Source organism: Ruegeria sp. YKSF131 (genome assembly GCF_059612645.1).
In genome coordinates this window covers 1-17,630 of the sequence record NZ_JBXWQZ010000077.1, presented here as the reverse complement: position 1 = coordinate 17,630, position 17,630 = coordinate 1, and the positions used below count along the sequence as shown (strand labels likewise).

The following is a 17,630-nucleotide window of genomic DNA, read 5'->3' as shown; positions in this document are numbered from 1 at the left end:
CCTATATCCGCCGCCGTAATGGCGAGGAGGAGGTCTGCTTCCCCTCGGACGCGCTGGGCGAGGTATTGGGCAAAACGCTGGGTGTGCCGTTGTTTCAGGAACAGGCGATGCAGATCGCCATTGTCGGCGCGGGCTTCACCCCGGAACAGGCCGATCGGCTGCGGCGGTCGCTGGCAACCTTCAAGAAACATGGCAATGTCAGCGAATTCCGCGCGCTCTTTTTGCGCGGGATGAAACGCAACGGGTATGAACAGGATTTCGCGGAACGTTGCTTTTCCCAGATCGAAGGCTTCGGCTCGTACGGTTTCCCGGAAAGCCACGCGGCCAGTTTTGCGCTGCTGGTCTATGCCTCTGCCTGGATCAAATGCCACCATCCGGGCATCTTCGCCTGCGCCCTGCTGAACTCGCAGCCGATGGGGTTCTACGCGCCGGCCCAGATTGTGCGGGATGCGCGCGAACATGGGGTGCAGGTGCGCCCGGTCTGCATCAATGCCAGCTTTTGGGACAATGTGATGGAGCCTGATGGCCATGGCGGTCTGGCGCTGCGGCTGGGCTTTCGCCAGATCAAGGGCCTGAGCGAGGAAGACGCCAGCTGGCTGACCGCCGCACGCGGCAATGGCTACACCCAGGTCGACGATGTCTGGCGCCGCGCAGGCCTTGGGCCGTCGGTGATCGAACGGCTGGCCGAGGCTGATGCCTTCGCCGCCTGCGACCTGACCCGGCGCGAGGCGCTCTGGCAGGCCAAGGCAATTGCCACCGCCAAACCTCTGCCACTGTTCTCGCAGGACTTGGAGGGCGAGGCGCTGGATGAACCCAAGGCTTACCTGCCACAGATGACGCTGGGCGAGCAGGTGGTCGAAGATTACGTCGCCACCCGCCTCAGCCTGCGGGCGCACCCGGTGGCCCTGCTGCGGCATCTGCTGACGCCGGATGGGCGCGACAAAACCACCTCTGTTCCGTAACGCCGGAACACCCTATCTGCCGAAAACAGAGTCGAAATTCAGGCTGTCATGACCAGACCCATCCTTCCCCCGCGCTTTCCCGCGACGCCCGAGCAAATCAACGCGCAAGTTCGCGCCTTTTATGCCCGTGTCCGGCAAGACGCGGTACTTGGGCCCGTATTCGCAAACCACGTCACCGACTGGCCCGCGCATGAGGACAAGATCGCCGCCTTCTGGCGCAATGCCATCCTGTATGAGCGCTGCTATGACGGTAATCCGCAACGGGTCCATATCGAACGGCCCGATGTGAAACCGGAGTTCTTTGCCCATTGGCTGGATCTGTTCGAAGAGGTCGCCACCCGGACCCTGCCCGCGGAAACGGCCACCCCATGGGTCGTCTTGGCCCGCCGCATCGGTGTCGGCATGAAGGCAGGTGTTCAATCCGCACGACAGCCCAAAGATGCGCCGCCGATCCTGCGATGATCCCAGATCATGGTAGTTTTGACATGTTAGCGGTAAAATAAGGGCTATTCGTGCCCTCAGAATAGGGTTAAGCAGCAATAAAGACAGCCAGGAACCCTGCCTGCGCTGCCACGATGTATCGTCACCACACCAACATAGGCCGAGGCCGGATCGATGAGCGCTCAAAACAACACCCTTGGGGGGCTTGGCTATGCATTTCTGGGATTTGCCGTCTTTGCCAGCCACGATGCGCTGATCAAGGTGCTGGGCGGCACCTATTCAGTGATGCAGATCATCTTTTTTGCCACGCTGTTTTCTTTCGTTCCAATGGCGGTCACGATCCTGACCGACCGAACGACGGGGAACTTTCTGCCGCATCACCCATGGCTGGTATTGCTGCGCTCGGGCCTGATGGTTACGGCCATGTCCTGCGCATTTTACGCGTTTTCGGTTCTGCCACTGGCCGAGGTCTATTCCCTGCTGTTTTCATTCCCGCTGATCGTCACGGTGCTGTCAATCCCGATTTTGGGGGAAGTGGTCCGCGCCCAGCGCTGGGCTGCGGTTGGCGTCGGCCTGATTGGCGTCCTGATCGTTCTGCGCCCCGGTGCAACGGATATCACATTGGGCCATATGGCCGCCCTGATGGCCGCCTTCTGCAGCGCCTTCGCCTCGGTTCTGGTGCGCAAGATCGGGAATGAGGAACGCTCGGCCGTGCTGATCCTCTATCCGATGCTATTGGCCATCGTTGTGATGAGCCTTGCCCAACCGGCTGTATATCAGCCGCCTTCCCTGCTGCATCTGGCGATGATGGCGCTGGTCGGGGTGTTCTCGGTCATCGCGCAACACCTGATCATTCTGGCCTACCGCGCCGCGCCCGCCGGTGTCGTCGCCCCCAGCCAGTACAGCCAGATCATCTGGGCAACGCTGTTTGGCATGATCTTCTTCGACGAGCGCCCTGACATCTGGGTCGCCGTCGGGGCCAGCATCATCATCGCGTCCGGCGTCTATGTTGTGTGGCGAGAAAGCCGGGCCAACACCACCTCGGCCAATACCCCGGTTCTGCGGGTTCGTTCACCCCGGGCAGACACAGGGGCAACACGACCTGGAAAGTAGGTTCAACAAAAACGGCGCACCGATCAGCGCGCCGTTTTCGAGAACTTTGGTGTTTACCCTTAGTAGATAACCACCGACCGGATGCTTTCGCCCTTATGCATCAGGTCGAAGCCGTGGTTGATGTCGTCCAGACCCATGGTGTGGGTGATCATCGGGTCGATCTCGATCTTGCCCTCCATGTACCAGTCGACGATCTTGGGCACGTCCGTGCGCCCACGCGCACCACCAAATGCGGTACCGCGCCACGACCGGCCGGTGACCAGCTGGAATGGCCGGGTCGAAATTTCGGCCCCTGCAGGTGCCACGCCAATGATGATCGACTCACCCCAGCCCTTATGCGCCGATTCAAGTGCTGCACGCATCACGCCGACATTGCCTGTGGCGTCAAACGTATAATCCGCACCGCCCTTGGTCAGGTTGACGAGATACGGCACCAGATCGCCTTCAACCTCTGACGGGTTCACGAAGTCGGTCATGCCGAACCTGGTGGCCATTTCCACCTTGGAGGGATTCAGGTCGACGCCAACGATCTGGTCTGCTCCGGCCAGACGCAGGCCCTGAATGACGTTCAGGCCGATACCGCCCAGACCAAACACGATTGCACGGCTGCCGATTTCCACCTTGGCCGTGTTGATGACCGCGCCGATACCGGTTGTGACACCACAGCCGATATAGCAGATCTTGTCGAACGGCGCATCCTCGCGCACCTTGGCCAGCGCGATTTCAGGCAGAACCGTGTGGTTCGAGAAGGTCGAGCAGCCCATGTAATGCAGGATCGGATCGCCATCCAAGGTCGAGAAACGAGAGGTGCCATCGGGCATCAGACCCTTGCCCTGGGTTTCCCGGATCGCCTGACACAGGTTGGTCTTGGGGTGCAGACAGTATTCACACTCGCGACATTCGGGGGTGTAAAGCGGGATCACATGATCGCCCGGCTTCAGGCTGGTCACTCCTGGGCCGACCTCGACCACCACGCCTGCGCCTTCATGGCCCAGAATGGCCGGAAACAAGCCTTCGGGGTCGGCACCCGACAGAGTGAATTCGTCGGTATGACAGATGCCGGTGGCCTTGATCTCGACCAGAACCTCGCCCGCCTTGGGGCCTTCGAGGTTTACATCCATCACTTCCAAAGGTTTGCCTGCCTGAATGGCGACGGCGGCACGGGTACGCATGGTACTTATCTCCCTGTCACTTTTGCCCCGACCCTGCGTCAATTGCAGGGTGTTTTCAACCGTGCTTTCATGGCAGATTGGCTAATTAATTGATATTGCAGAAACGACATTGCCAGAATGAGGAACGCCAATGCACCGATTTTTCCCGATCCTGATCTTTCTGGCGGCCTGCGCTGAGACTCCGCCTGCGCCCGAAGACGCTTTGCTGCCGCCGGAACCTGCCCCGGTCGATCTGGCCTTTTGTCAGGGCGAAGATTTTTCGGATACCGTTGGCCAGCCGGTTTCAACCATTCAGGCAAACCTGCCCGCGCGGTCGCGCGTGCTGGGGCCGGATGACATCGCCACGCAGGATTACCGCATCGACCGGCTAAACGTATACGTGAATGGTGACGGGATCATCCAGCGGCTGACCTGCGGATAAGGGCGGACTCGACTCAGGCATCGATTCTAACTTAAGAACAAAGCAAGAACATTATGATGCTTGAAAATGCCCAAACGCCGAATACTTTCGCTATGGTTCCCTCGCCTGGGGGCTGAACGGCTGATCCGCGCTGCGCGGGGGCTGCATACCGGACCTTTGGCCATCGTGGCCGAGCAGTCGAACATGCAGGTTATTACCTCAGTGAATGCCGATGCGCAGGCTGTCGGGCTACGTGTAGGCCAGCCAGTGCGGGATGCTCATGCCATGTGTGCCAACCTGATCACGCGCCACCGTAACGCCCCGGCCGAAGCCGCGTTCCTGGCCGCGTTGCGTCGCTGGGCGGGAAAGTTCAGCCCATGGGTGGCCGAAGAGGCCTCGGACGGGCTGATCGTCGATCTGTCAGGTTGCGCCCATCTGTTTGGCGGAGAGGAGGCGTTGCTGAACGTTCTTGAAACCGACTGCGCGGATATGGGCCTCAGCGTACAGATGGGCATCGCCGACACGCTGGGCGCAGCCTGGGCTTTGGCGCGCTATGCGGGGCAAGCGGCCACATCCGACCGCAATGGCGACGCCATCAGTCAGGAGGCCCGTGCCACCCGCGCCCGGGCGGGCAAACGGCGGCACTGGACCAAAGGCGGCACCGCGCCGCAAGTGAGGGCCCTGGGCGGAGGCGCGCGGATCGCACCGCCGGGGCAATCTTATGGCGCACTCAGCCCCCTGCCCATCGCCGCGCTGCGGTTGGACGATCAGGTTGTCGTGCAGCTGAACCGTCTGGGCCTGCGCCGCATCGGCGATCTGCTGGGCCAACCCCGCGCCAGCCTTGCGCGGAGGTTTGGGCGCGGGCTGGTTCTGCGGTTGGATCAGGCCATGGGCAGCGCGCCCGAGCCTGTCTCGCCCGCCCGCCCGCCGCATCACTTCGCGGTCCGGATGACCCTGCCCAACCCGATTGGTCTGGTTGAGGATGTCATGGCTGCGGTTGATCGGGTTCTGCCAACGCTTTGCACCAAGCTGGAAGAAAAGGGGCACGGTGCCCGCACCCTGCGGCTGGAGGCGCACCGTGCCGATCAGGCGGCTGAGGTTATCGAGGTCGGTCTGGCCCGCCCAACTTACGATAAACACCGCATTCGCCCTTTGTTAGAGATGAAAATCGACAAGATCGACGCAGGCTACGGCATCGACATGCTGCGGCTTGAGGCGGTGCAGACGGAACCCATCCACGCCCGTACCGTGGCCGGCCATGCCGAAGCCCGCCGTGTGGCCCGCAACCGGCTGGCGGGCAATACCGCCGTGGATGACCTGATCGGCAAGCTGGGCGCGCGGGTGGGGCTTGAGGCGATCACCCGGCGCCATCCGGCGGCCTCGCACATCCCTGAGAAAACGGCGCAAACGCTGGCGGCGGCATGGTCGGAACCTGCGCGCGACTGGCCTGTGCCGCCACGCCCGCGCCCCCTGCTGATGTGGCAGCCTGAGCCGGTAATGGCCCCGGAAACCCCCGACGTGCCCAGCGCCTTTCGCTGGCGCGGACGTAACTGGCAGCTGGCGCAGGCCACCGGCCCGGAACGGATCGCACCGGAATGGTGGCTGGATGACCCGAACTGGCGCAGCGGCGTGCGGGACTACTGGGTTGTGGTGACACAGCAGGGCGAGCGGTTGTGGCTGTTTTACGGCCATGGCGGAACCATGTCTGCAGGCTGGTTCTGTCACGGGCAGTTTGGTTAGGGTCTATTTCCCTCAGTAAATCTACAGATCCGGCGAGCGGCATTGCCGTTTGTAAACAGCCAATCCCGTCCAGACCTTGCCATCAGAAGAAAATGAACTCGTCCACCGGTATCTGCACCAACCTTCTGGTTGCGCCCGCCATGTTTACACTTGGCCCGTCCGGCGTTGCAGCGTCCTGACGGCCTCCGTCTTCAATTTTCAAACGGGCGCGCTCAATCTCGCCCCACAAGAAAAAAAGACCGTCCCGTTTGCCTACAAGACCGGCAGGTATCGTGGTCCGCAAAACACGAGTTTTTGCCTGTGACATCTGCTCTCTTACTGCCTCCGGTGTTTTCCACCTTTTACAGAAAATCTACCGGTTATTTCGGGAAAAGCCAAATTTTTATGGGCAGAACCCAATTTTCAACCCTCCGTTGACGGACGTGTTCGCAGCTCTCTCTGAAGAGCGTTGTCTTGACTGAGAATTTGCAGATACCGCCGATTGCCACTCCTTCGGTTGACGGCGGGTTTCCCCGCCTTGTCGACAGTGGTCCCTGCTTTGATAACCTCTAGGCTATGGAACGCTCCGGATCATGCAGCCGACTGCTCTGACACGATCTCTCCGAACCGCGTAAAAAACTTTGCCGACAACTTCTTGGCGGTTCCCGCAATCAACCGACTGCCGAGCTGAGCAATCTTGCCACCAACATCAACCTTCGCCGTGTATTTCAGCACGGTTTCGTCCCCTTCTTCGGTCAACGATACGTCTGCGCCGCCCTTGGCAAATCCAGCCGCCCCGCCCTTGCCTTCACCCATCAAGGAAAACCCATTTGGTGCATTGGCCGTGTCCAATGTGACCTCACCTGCAAAGCGCGCTTTGACCGGGCCTATTTTCAGAACAACTTTCGCCTCAAGCTCGGTTGGTGATTTCTGCGTCAGTTCCTCACATCCCGGGATGCATTCCATCAATATGTCGGGATCGTTAAGCGCGCGGTAAACGACGTCCCGTGGCGCTGCGATACGGATTTCATCAGTCAGTTCCATTCAGGTCTTTCCTTTGTTCAACAACATCTTCGGAATACGCACGTTGCAACCTTGGCTATCCTTTGTTCCAGCCACGCAGGCCACATGCGGTAAAGGCGTTCAAGCAAGCTTTTCATCATGCGACACCTTTGCTGCCTTTTCACCGTTCCGCCACATCACGATCTCAGCCAAAATCGACAGGGCGATCTCATGCGGGTCTATGGCATATAAGTCCAAGCCCGCCGGAGATTTCAGGCGCTCAACCTTCAAAGGGTCCAATCCCTGGGCGATAAGCTTTGCAGTCAGGGCAGCTGCCTTGCGGCGACTGGCCACCATCGACACGCGTGCCGCATCGGTTTCCAATGCAGCCTTCAAGGCGGACGCATCGCTGCGCCCCTGCGCAGCCACCACGACATAGTCCCGCGGCTCCACGCCCAACACATCGACCTGTTCCAAGGCGAACCGCACATGGTTTCCAGCAATATCAAGCCCATCCTCGACAACCGTACGAAACCCCGCCAAAGATCCATGCGCCGCCAGAGCTTTGGCAATCAACCCCTCGCCGAAAATCACCAGCCGGGGCGCGTGTTGATAGGGCTCGACCAATAGATCAACGGTACCGCCGGACGGGCACCCACTTCTGAATGTTTGTACACCATCGGGATCCGTCATGTTCACCACCTTTTCCGAAGGTTTGACACGGATTATCTGCGGCATTCCGGACGCCCAAGCCTGTTGCGCCGCTGCCCGGACCGCGCGTTGCACACAAGCCCCACCAAGATGACCCAGAATTTCACCCGCCTGGGTAACCGCCGCCTTCCCCCCAGCTTTGGCCGAGGTCGCATCCGCCGTGCGCAAAACCGTCGCCACACAAAAGGCCTCTCCGGTTCCGCGCAGCTGATCGATGGTGTCAAAAATGTCGAAATTCGCCAAGGTCAGACTCCTTTCACAGCTTTTGGAACTGCAGCTCAAGCGCCGCCAATGCATCCAGCGTATTGGCCGGTAAATGCGCATCCAGATAGGGTTCAGCCGCCTGCATCGCTGCCGCAATTGGTTGATAGTCCTTCCAGCCCTTCAAGGGGTTCAGCCAGACGATACGGCGTGCCTTGCGCCTGATACGCGCAAGCATATCCCCCAGAGCCTGCGGATCAGAACTGCAATATCCGTCCGACAGGATCAGAACGACAGTACGCCCGTTCAGTGCCCGCGCGCCGTATCCCGACAGAAATCGCTCAAGACTGCCGGAAATATCGGTGCCGCCGCCGAAGCCTTCGGCCATCAGCGACAACCGACCCGCGGCCCGGAGAGTATCATGGTCGCGTAACGCATCTGTAACCCGCATCAATCGCGTGTGAAACAAATACGCATCTGCTTTGATCCCGCTGCCGATCAACCCTTTCAGGAAAGCCAGAAACACACGTGAGTACACGGTCATCGAGCCGCTCACGTCGCACAATGCCACAATCTGCATCGGGCGCGGCGGCCGCGCTCGGCGATACAGGTCCAGCGGCTCACCGCCTCGCGCCAGACTGGCGCGCTGTATTCGGCGCATGTCCAGAACAGCCCCGCGCAACGCCCGTTTCCGGCGGCGCGATCGCCTGTCCCGAAAAGCCCGCGCCAAGGCCAGCGCGGCTGTTTCAGCCTGCTTTAGGGCCTCGTCGTCCATTAACTCTCGCAAATCCCGGCGTGACAGGTTGGCCGTTCGCGTGGCGATCAACTTGCCGTCCACCCCTTCGGCTTCCCCTTCACCGCAGTCAGGCATAGTGGCCTCTTGTGCTGACCCGGATCGTGGTTCGTCTTCAGCTTGAGTTCTGGTCTGCCAGATCATTGGCTTGGCGGACTGCACCCGCACATGCTTGTTTTTCGCTTTTCCCGAACGCTGCGCACCAGCGTTGAACCAATAAGCATCGTACAGTTCATCAAACCTGCGCCAATCGTCCGCGTCTCCGGTCAAGACCGCGCACATGGCTTGCCGGGCTTGATTGGCATCCGTTGCATCCACTTCGGATAGGGCGGCAAGCGCGTCCCCCGCATACAAGGCGCCCAATTGCATGCCATTCATGCGCAAATGCGCTATGAAACCCGACATGCGGTCAGCAAGCCCCAAGGCCCGGGCGGGAAAGCGCGTGGCCTGCATCACGCGACCTTTCCGATCAGGCGATCCATCACTTCGGGCGGTGCCGCATTGTAATCTGCGGCAGTTTTCAGCAAACACACTAGCGTCGCCTGCACGTCTTCGCGGGATTTGGCCAGATCATTGACACCCAACCCGGACAGGGCCGCTGCCCAATCCAGCATCTCGGCGATGCCCGGTTTCTTCTCAAGGTCTTCCTGACGCAGCGCCTGCACAACCCCAATGATCTGACGCGCTAGAATCCCCTCAATTTCAGGCAGTCGTGCCCGCAGGATCGCCAATTCGGTCTCTCTCGAAGGATAGTCAAGAAAGCTGTACAAACATCTTCTGCGCAGCGCATCCGACAAATCCCGCGTCCCGTTGGCCGTCAGAATGACGACAGGCCGAACTTGTGCCTGCACAGTTCCCAGCTCGGGTATCGTGATCTGAAAGTCTGACAGGATTTCCAGAAGGTAGGCTTCAAACTCCTCATCCGCCCGATCAATCTCATCAATCAACAGAACCGGAGGTTTTGTTTCCGAGATAGCCTCTAACAAAGGCCTTTTCAGCAAATATTCATCCGAAAACAGCTGCGCCTCCGCGACGCCACCCTGCGCTTCGCTCGCCCGGATCGCCAATAGCTGTCTTTGATAATTCCATTCATAGATGGCATGGCTGGCATCCAGACCTTCGTAGCACTGCAGACGTATCAATCGCGTATCGCGCCAGGTTGCCACCGCTTTCGCAACTTCGGTTTTCCCCACACCCGCCGGCCCCTCCAGCAACAACGGGCGCCCAAGTTGTTGCGCAAGATGCAACGCCATGGCCAACCGATCATCGGCAACATAGCCCTGCGCAACCAACCCGTTCTGCACATCTTTCAAGGTCAAAACCAGGATCCTATCTTCATCTGGCCCCAAATATCCCGGGCGAGGTTCGGAGGGGGCAGAGCCCCCTCCGTCGGTCGGACCGGCAACAGCCGGTCCGATCCCATTCACCCATGCATCCCCAGACCATTGGCAATCTTCCAAATCCGCCAGTGGTCGTGCGGCATATGGCTCTGCACCAGTCCAAAGGGTCGGAACGCGTCATGCACTGCGTTCGAGAACGCGGGCACACCGCCGACATTTGGGCTTTCCCCCACACCCTTTGCGCCAATCGGATGGTGCGGGGACGGGGTCACCGTATGGTCGGTAGTATAGTTCGGCGTCTCCCACGCGGTCGGCAGGAAGAAGTCCATCAGCGTACCGGTTTTCACATTGCCCATGTCATCATAGGCAATCTCCTGACCCATCGCGATGGCCAACGCCTCGGTCACACCGCCATGGACCTGACCCTCGATGATCATCGGGTTGATCCGGGTGCCGCAGTCATCCAGCGCATAAAACTGCCGGACTTCCCATTCACCAGTATCCACGTCAATCTCCATGACACAGATATAGGCCCCGAACGGATAAGTCATATTGGGCGGGTCATAGTAACTGACGGCCTCCAGACCCGGCTCCAACCCGGGAATGGCCTGATTATAGGCGGCGAATGCGATTTCCTTCATGGTCTTGAACCGCTCAGGCGCGCCTTTGACAGCGAAGCGATCCACGTCCCATTCGACATCGTTGTCGTGCACCTCCAGCAGATAGGCCGCGATCATCTGGGCTTTTGCCCGAATTTTGCGGGCCGCCATTGCTGTGGCCGCGCCAGCGACCGGAGTAGACCGGGACCCATAAGTCCCAAGCCCGTAAGGTGCGGTATCCGTGTCACCCTCTTCCAGCGTGATGTCATCGGCGGGCAGGCCGATTTCACTGGCGATGATCTGGGCAAAGGTTGTGGCATGGCCCTGGCCTTGGCTGATCGTTCCAAGCCGCGCAATCGCTGATCCGGTCGGATGAATGCGAATCTCGCAGCTGTCGAACATCCCCAGCCCGAGGATATCGCAGTTCTTCACCGGTCCGGCCCCGACGATTTCCGTGAAATGTGTCAGACCAATGCCCAGCAGCTTGCGCGTTTTTCCTTCCTTGAAATCCGCAATCCGCTGTGCCTGTTCCGCCCGCAGACCCTCATAGTTCACAGCCTTCAGCGCTTTGTCCCAGGCCGTGTGATAATCGCCCGAGTCATATTCCCAGCCCAGCGCGGATTGATAGGGGAACTGATCTGCCTTGATGAAGTTGATCCGACGCAACTCGGCCGCGTCCATGTTCAGCTTGATGGCCAGAACCTCGATCATGCGTTCGATGAAATAGGCAGCTTCGGTCACGCGGAAGGAACAGCGATAGGCCACACCGCCCGGCGCCTTGTTGGTATAGACACCATCCACTGCCAGATAGGCAGTCGGGATGTCATAAGACCCGGTGCAGATATTCATGAACCCGGCAGGGAATTTGGTCGGGTCGGCACACGCGTCGAAACCGCCGTGATCCGCCGTGGTATGACACCACAATCCAGTGATCTTTCCATCTTTGGTGGCGGCAATCTTCCCCTGCATCCAGTAGTCACGGGCAAAGGCAGTGGACATCAGGTTTTCCATCCGGTCCTCGACCCATTTCACCGGTTTGCCGGTAACTATCGAGGCCACCACCGAGCACACATAGCCTGCGTAGGCCCCCACCTTGTTGCCAAACCCACCACCGATATCGGGGCTGATCACGCGGATATTGTGCTCGGCCAGCCCCGAAATCAGCGACACTACTGTCCGGATTGCATGAGGGGCCTGGAACGTTCCGTAGAGCGTCAGCTTGCCGGTCACCTTGTCCATCGACGCCACGCAACCGCAGGTCTCAAGCGGGCACGGATGAGTGCGGTGGTAATAGATCATCTCTTCGGCGACCACGTCTGCCTCGGCCAGCACAGCTTCGGTCGCGTCCTTGTCGCCCTGTTCCCACGTGAAGATGTGGTTGTGATGCTTACGCGGCCCATGTGCGCCTTCGGTCTGACCTTCCAGATCTTCGCGGAGCACCACGTCCGACTTCAACGATTCGAACGGGTCCGTGATAACTGGAAGCTCTTCGTATTCGACCTCGACCAGTTCAACGGCATCCGCCGCGACATAGCGGTCTTCGGCCACGACATAGGCAACTTCCTGGCCCTGGAACAGCACCTTGCCATCGGCAAGCACCATCTGCTTGTCACCGGCCAGTGTCGGCATCCAATGCAAACCCAAAGGCGACAGGTCTTCGGCGGTCAAAACGGCGATCACGCCGGGCAGTGCCAAGGCCGCCTCTTTGTTCACGCTGACGACGCGGGCATGAGCGTAAGGAGATCGCACAAAATCACCAAACAGCATCCCGTCCAGCTTGATGTCATCGACGTAATTACCCTTGCCCTGGGTGAAACGCACGTCCTCGACGCGCTTTCGGGCGCAGCCCATACCTTTGAGGTTGGCTGCGCGTTCTTCGGGGGTCAGAGTCTGGTCGTTCATTCCGCGGCCTCCTTCTGTGCATGGAGCAAGTCAGCCGAAGCCGAGATCGCCTTGACGATATTCTGGTATCCTGTGCAGCGGCATAGGTTTCCGGCCATACCGAAACGGATTTCCTCCTCGGTCGGGTTCGGATTCTCCAGCAACAGACGATGCGCCCGGGTGATCATGCCCGGCGTGCAGAACCCACATTGCAGCCCGTGATGTTCACGAAACATTTCCTGCAACACTCCAAGGCTGCCATCATCATTGGTCAGGCCTTCAACGGTTGTGATCTCAGCACCGTTTACCTGCGCTACAAAGGCGGTGCAGGATTTGACCGACTTGCCGTCGATATCCACGGTGCAGGCACCGCAATGGCTGGTTTCACAACCGATATGTGGACCGGTGATTTTCAGGTCTTCCCGCAGGAAGTGGATCAGCAGCGTACGTGGCTCGGCCAGACCTTCTACCTGCTTGCCGTTTACGGTCAGTTTGACATGCATTTTAGACATTGGTTCCCTCCCCCTCAGCCCGCGCGGCTTTGAGCATGGTCGATGGCGCGGCGCAGCACCACGGCGGCCACGTGTTTCTTGAATTCGACGGGGCCGCGGTTGTCAGCGACCGGATCGATCGCGTCTAGCATTGCGGCAACGCACCCTTCGACATCGCCACCGGCCAGCGCCGTGCTGGCCTCATCCGACCAGATGGGCGTGTCGGCCAGATTGGTCATCGCAACAGAGGCATGACCGTTGCCAACCATCACAGCCGCGGCGGCGGTCGCATAATCCCCTATCTTGCGCTTTTGCTTTTGATAGGCCTGCCCCACGCCTGTACCCGGTACAGGGATCGAAATCCGGGTCAGGATTTCTTCATCTTCGCGGGCGGTAAAATACGCGGCCTCATAAAAATCACGCGCGGCAACTGTCCGCTTCCCGTCCGGGCCGGACAACTCGAACGAGGCGTTCAAGCACTGCATCAGCCCCGGCATGTCATTGCCCGGGTCACCATTGGCCACATTGCCACCGACAGTACCCATGTAGCGCACTTGCGGATCCGCAATCTGAAGAGCCGCCTCGCGGATCAGCGGAATGGCACCGGCCAGATCCCCATGGGTGATCAGCTCGTGCTGCGTGACCATCGCACCCAAAGTAACGGTGTCAGGCCCGACCTCAATCCCCTTAAGCTCTTCGATGGCCTGAAGATCGACCAGATGACCCATCTCGGCCATGCGAAGCTTCATCATCGGGATCAGGCTATGCCCGCCCGCGATCACGCGCGCCTCGTCCCCGTATTCCTGTAGAATGCCGATGGCCGAGGCAATGTCGCCTGGCCGGTGATACTCAAAGCCGGCTGGTATCATGTTTTTCCTCCCTGGGTCCGGGCGATATGCCTTGGGGGACCTGAGGTAAGGAAAGAACGGCGGATTTAACTGATCCAGTTAAGGAAAACGGAGCGCGCGGCTTGTTTCACGAAATGCGAAAGAACTGCACGAGTTGCGCCTACAATCCCAGTGCTTCGCGAATATCCGTCAGGCGGGACCGGCTGACCGGCACCTTGCTCAGCGCGTCAACGCCATCGAAATAGCAGGTGCCATTGTCCTTGTGACGTTCAAAGCGCGAGACGTGTTTCGGGTTCACCAGATAGCTACGATGCGCCCGCAGGAAGCCTTCGGGCAAAAGTCGCGTTTCCGCATCCGTGATCGACCAGGGGCAGAACAGTTTCTCTGCATCCATATAGAGAACCGTATAATGCCCCTCGGCCCGAATGGCGGCGATCCGCGCGGGATGCGCAAAAAAAGTCTGGCCTTCGCGCTCATACGGAACACCAGCGCGCATTGGGGCGGGTTCCGACACAGGTCCCGAGGCAGGTGCAGCCACGGGCTTTGGTTCTATGAACGTGATACCGGTCAATAGGAAAGCGCCACAGATCAGGAAAACGGATACCGTCACCCCCATTGCCAAAACCTGATTATCCAGCGCTGGACCCGCCCCGCCGAGGCTGTCGCTCGCGACGAAATCAGTCAGGCCCGTGGCAACAAAATGCATTGTGAACACCGCCAGTCCGAAACAAACCGTGCCAAGCAGGATGTTCCGTTGTGTCCGGTTGCCATAAGCCACCCAAATTGCAGCCACCGACAAGATTACTGATGCCAGTGCTGACAGAGCAACATCGAAAATGTCATAGACAGGGCGGCAAAGCTGCATACCAGCCATCCCGACAAAGTGCATCGCGACGATGCCCAGCCCGACAATCACACCAGATCCGATCATCGTCTGAACCGAGCGAGGCCGGAAATGCAGCAGCAGCAACGCCAGCCCGACCATCAGGATCGCGACCAGTGCCGACATCAGAGTGATCAGGGCATCATAGTAAAACAGAATTGGCAGTTGCAGCCCCAGCATCGCCACGAAATGCATCGACCAGATGCCGCCGCCCAGAATGACAGCGGCCAATGCCACCACGAACTTGCGCCGCTGGCTATCCAGCCTTGACGCGCCGTGCGTCAGGTACAGACCCGTGAACCCGGCCATGAGCGCCACGGCAAGCGAAGCCACCACCAACCAAGTGTTGTGAGAGTAGTCCAGCATTTGGATTTGAACGCCCTCCCCGACGCGAGGATGACGTTAGCAAACCGAATTGATTGCGACAATTCACAGTTAGCAACAGCAGGGCTCAGACCTGTTTCTGAGCCTCTGCGTCGTCCGCCACCTCTACAGCGTCCACTGAGACTTCAACCACATCATCGTCTTCCGCAGGCTCGACTGTTTCGGGTTCTTCGGTCTGGCTCTCAAGTGCACCGACGATCAGGGGCAGCATGTGAACCCCGGTCGCTGTTGCAATCTCGGGTGTCTGTGGCGTTTGCCAACTGAGCGTATCGAAGCTGTGGCAGTTCTGACAAACAGGTCCCCATTCGGGTTGAATGTCATGACAGTTGTCGCACACCCATTGCGGGCCGCGCGGCGCGTTCAGTGCCTTGGCAAGCCAACCTTGGACAACGGCGTCGGTGGCACCCTCGCCGCGTTCAATGGCGGCCATCAATGTATAGGCGCGCGCGTCACCCCGTTTTTCCACGACATCACCCAGGGCACGGCGGGCTTCGGGGAAGTCTTCGGCCACAATGTTCAGTTCGGCCAGGATTAGACGGGTTTCCAGATTTTCGGGATGGGTGCGTGTCAGCGCCGTAAAACGCCTGACCCGTTGTTCCGGGGTTTCATCCGGCGCGATCTCGGCAAAGGCATGGGCCAGATCCGGATGTGGACGAACTTCCCACGCTTTTTTCAGGATTTTGGTCGCTGCCCGGGACTTGCCCTTGGCGATATACGCTCGGGCCGCCATGGCGGCGGCAGGCACCAGGTCGGGCGACAGGCGATTGGCTTCGATCGCGCGCTCCTGTTGCTCGACAGTCGCGCCTTCATCCAGGATTCCCTTGGCTTCGGACAGCGCCAGAACCGCATCGCGGCGTTTGAATACGTCGCGCGGCAGATACCCGGCTTTCAACTTGGAAGTCAGCGTCGACCGGGCACCAGCCCAATCCTGCGCCTTGGTCTGCAATTTCAGCAGTACGTCCTGTGTCTCTTCGTGGCGCGGTTTGATGGCCAGCGCCTTTTCGGCCAGCTTGCGGGCGGTTTCATCATCTCCCTCGGCCAGCTTTTGTTTCATGATACCGCGCACACCGACAAACCGGGTCGCACTGTTTGTCACCAGTTTCTTGTAGGTGTCCGAAGCTTTCTTGGTGTCACCCGTCATCTCGGCAGCTTGGGCCACCAGAAGATCCGTCAGTTCCGGCTTGTTCAACAGCTTTTCGGCTTTACTGGCCTTGGTCATGGCAATGCGCCCCTCGCCCGAGGCCAAAGCCATCAACCCATCGGCCAGCGCCTGATAGCCGCGCTGTTCCCGGCTGCGGTCGAAATACCGCGACAGGGCGGTTTCGTCGCCGTTGAGGAATTTGAGCGTCGCAACCAACAGACTAAGCAGTTTGAAGAACAGCCAGACCGCAAATACCAGAACACCCAGCGCAATCACCGACTGAAGCGGCCCAAGGGTGAATTCCGTGCCCGCGACGGTGATCTGCACCCCACCGCTGGTTTGCATCAGGAAGTGACCGCCCAGCGCCAGCAGGCCGATAATCGCAACAAAAACGAGGATCTTAAACAATGACCACAGCATGGCAGGTCCTTCAGTTCGAGTTCAGGCTGGAAGCCAGCGTATTCACGGCGTCAATGGCGGAGGCTCGTGTCCCGGCCGCCTGCTCCCAATCGGCCATCGCAGCCTGCGCCACTTCGGGAAGTGATTTCAGTTCATTCAACGCTCTGGTCAGGTCGCCATTCGCAAGCTCAGCCTGCGCACGCGACAGAACAGCGTCTGGACCATCACCTTGCTGAGGCGTGACGGAACGGGCACCCGTTTGACGTTGCAGGAAGGCGACCAAACCCGTTCCTTTGTCGGCCTCGCGCGCCTCGGCCAATGCATTTCGCGCCGCAGGCTCGAACGACGCCCGTAGCGCGGTCAGAGTTTCCACGCCTTTTTCCGACGGGCCGGACAGGGCGTCCGGTACATTCACACCGCCTGCCTTCAGTTCAGCAACCAGTTCCGAAAAAGGCTGGCCGGTGTCCAGCTGTCCACGCAGACGCGCCAGAATGGCAGCATTCATTGCAGCTTGTGCATCTGCCGAGGCTTTCGCTTCGAGAGCCTGAGCGTCCGAAACCATTTTTTCGACTTCAGCCCGTTGCGCCGCCAGCGAGTCCTGAAGTTTCTTCAGTTCCGCCTCAAACGCGGCGGTTGCCTCGGGCGAGGCAGTGGAGGCGATCGGGGCTTTTTCCAGCGCAGCGACCCGGTCCGTCAATGGCGCGACCTGACCGGACAGCGCATCAACCGAGGATTTTACCGTGCCGAGGTCGCTCTCAACCGGTGTCAGCTTGTCCGACAACGTTTTGACCTGATCTGCCAGTCCAGACACATCAGGGCTGTTTGCAAGCGCCTGTGACAGCTTGGCGATCTGGTCCGACTGTTCTGTTAGCTTTGCTTCCAGCTCTGCCAGCGCTCCCGAGTTGTCCGGGCCGGTTGGCAACAGCCCTCCATTGCCCAGCGCGAAACCTGCAACGGCGGCCAGCGCCCCACCCAACAGGGCCGGAACGAAACCGCCGCGTTTTTCAACTACGCGTTCGACGGTCTTTTCAGCGACCGGGGCTTCGGCTTCGGCTTCGGCTTCGGCTTCGGCTTCGGCTTCGGCTTCGGCTTCGGCTTCGGCTTCGGCTTCGGCTTCGGCTTCGGCTTCGGCTTCGGCTTCGGCTTCGGC

The 17,630-nt window shown here is 59.7% G+C and carries 17 protein-coding genes; 5 read left to right on the top strand and 12 right to left on the bottom strand.

Features of this window, described 5'->3' with window-relative positions:
- The 3 genes from AC2FLZ_RS19710 to AC2FLZ_RS19700 all read left to right on the top strand — a co-directional run.
- Window positions 1–962, top strand: a 962-nt coding sequence (locus AC2FLZ_RS19710) for a helix-hairpin-helix domain-containing protein (RefSeq protein ID WP_496882636.1), incomplete at its 5' end; no start/stop codon positions are given.
- A gap of 48 nt (window positions 963–1,010) precedes the next feature.
- Window positions 1,011–1,424 (top strand): group III truncated hemoglobin, encoded by a 414-nt coding sequence (locus AC2FLZ_RS19705; RefSeq protein ID WP_480519544.1) that lies wholly within the window; start codon window positions 1,011–1,013, stop codon window positions 1,422–1,424.
- A 153-nt stretch (window positions 1,425–1,577) separates the two neighbouring features.
- Window positions 1,578–2,516 (top strand): DMT family transporter, encoded by a 939-nt coding sequence (locus AC2FLZ_RS19700; RefSeq protein WP_480555150.1) that lies wholly within the window; start codon window positions 1,578–1,580, stop codon window positions 2,514–2,516.
- Between the two features lie 59 nt (window positions 2,517–2,575).
- Here the strand turns inward: AC2FLZ_RS19700 and AC2FLZ_RS19695 are convergent, their stop codons facing one another.
- A complete protein-coding gene (locus AC2FLZ_RS19695; RefSeq protein WP_267364409.1) occupies window positions 2,576–3,688 on the bottom strand; it encodes an S-(hydroxymethyl)glutathione dehydrogenase/class III alcohol dehydrogenase in 1,113 nt (370 codons plus the stop codon).
- Between the two features lie 130 nt (window positions 3,689–3,818).
- Between AC2FLZ_RS19695 and AC2FLZ_RS19690 the strand changes: the two genes are divergently transcribed.
- Together AC2FLZ_RS19690 and AC2FLZ_RS19685 are read left to right on the top strand one after the other, a co-directional pair.
- Entirely contained in the window at window positions 3,819–4,109 is a 291-nt protein-coding gene (locus tag AC2FLZ_RS19690) for an I78 family peptidase inhibitor (protein WP_480474470.1), read from the top strand.
- A gap of 66 nt (window positions 4,110–4,175) precedes the next feature.
- The gene (locus AC2FLZ_RS19685) at window positions 4,176–5,828 is read left to right on the top strand and encodes a DUF6504 family protein (protein ID WP_496882635.1); all 1,653 of its coding nucleotides are present in this window, start codon (window positions 4,176–4,178) and stop codon (window positions 5,826–5,828) included.
- An 82-nt stretch (window positions 5,829–5,910) separates the two neighbouring features.
- On the opposite strand, the gene AC2FLZ_RS19680 is transcribed toward AC2FLZ_RS19685, so the two are convergent.
- The 11 genes from AC2FLZ_RS19680 to AC2FLZ_RS19630 all read right to left on the bottom strand — a co-directional run.
- A complete protein-coding gene (locus AC2FLZ_RS19680) occupies window positions 5,911–6,135 on the bottom strand; it encodes a hypothetical protein (RefSeq protein ID WP_480519534.1) in 225 nt (74 codons plus the stop codon).
- Between the two features lie 263 nt (window positions 6,136–6,398).
- Entirely contained in the window at window positions 6,399–6,851 is a 453-nt protein-coding gene (locus AC2FLZ_RS19675; RefSeq protein WP_480474467.1) for an SRPBCC family protein, read from the bottom strand.
- A 99-nt stretch (window positions 6,852–6,950) separates the two neighbouring features.
- Window positions 6,951–7,763: an XdhC family protein gene (locus AC2FLZ_RS19670; RefSeq protein WP_496714606.1), complete on the bottom strand. Its 813-nt coding sequence runs from the start codon at window positions 7,761–7,763 to the stop codon at window positions 6,951–6,953.
- A 13-nt stretch (window positions 7,764–7,776) separates the two neighbouring features.
- Window positions 7,777–8,967: a vWA domain-containing protein gene (locus tag AC2FLZ_RS19665; RefSeq protein ID WP_496714661.1), complete on the bottom strand. Its 1,191-nt coding sequence runs from the start codon at window positions 8,965–8,967 to the stop codon at window positions 7,777–7,779.
- Window positions 8,967–9,833 carry an AAA family ATPase gene (locus tag AC2FLZ_RS19660; RefSeq protein WP_496714605.1) on the bottom strand — a complete coding sequence of 289 codons (867 nt, stop codon included), beginning with the start codon at window positions 9,831–9,833 and terminating at the stop codon, window positions 8,967–8,969. Before AC2FLZ_RS19660 ends, AC2FLZ_RS19665 begins: the two co-directional genes overlap by 1 nt.
- Before the next feature lie 104 nt (window positions 9,834–9,937).
- Window positions 9,938–12,355 (bottom strand): aerobic carbon-monoxide dehydrogenase large subunit, encoded by a 2,418-nt coding sequence (locus AC2FLZ_RS19655; protein ID WP_267365528.1) that lies wholly within the window; start codon window positions 12,353–12,355, stop codon window positions 9,938–9,940.
- Window positions 12,352–12,846, bottom strand: coding sequence for a (2Fe-2S)-binding protein (locus AC2FLZ_RS19650; protein WP_496714603.1), 495 nt, complete (start codon window positions 12,844–12,846; stop codon window positions 12,352–12,354). Before AC2FLZ_RS19650 ends, AC2FLZ_RS19655 begins: the two co-directional genes overlap by 4 nt.
- 14 nt (window positions 12,847–12,860) lie before the next feature.
- Window positions 12,861–13,694, bottom strand: coding sequence for an FAD binding domain-containing protein (locus AC2FLZ_RS19645; protein ID WP_496882634.1), 834 nt, complete (start codon window positions 13,692–13,694; stop codon window positions 12,861–12,863).
- A gap of 139 nt (window positions 13,695–13,833) precedes the next feature.
- Window positions 13,834–14,922, bottom strand: a complete 1,089-nt coding sequence (locus tag AC2FLZ_RS19640) for an MHYT domain-containing protein (protein ID WP_480519522.1) — start codon at window positions 14,920–14,922, stop codon at window positions 13,834–13,836.
- A gap of 85 nt (window positions 14,923–15,007) precedes the next feature.
- Complete coding sequence (locus AC2FLZ_RS19635; protein WP_480519520.1) at window positions 15,008–16,501, bottom strand: heme biosynthesis protein HemY; 1,494 nt, start codon at window positions 16,499–16,501, stop codon at window positions 15,008–15,010.
- A 10-nt stretch (window positions 16,502–16,511) separates the two neighbouring features.
- Window positions 16,512–17,630, bottom strand: a 1,119-nt coding sequence (locus AC2FLZ_RS19630; protein WP_496882633.1) for a COG4223 family protein, incomplete at its 5' end; no start/stop codon positions are given.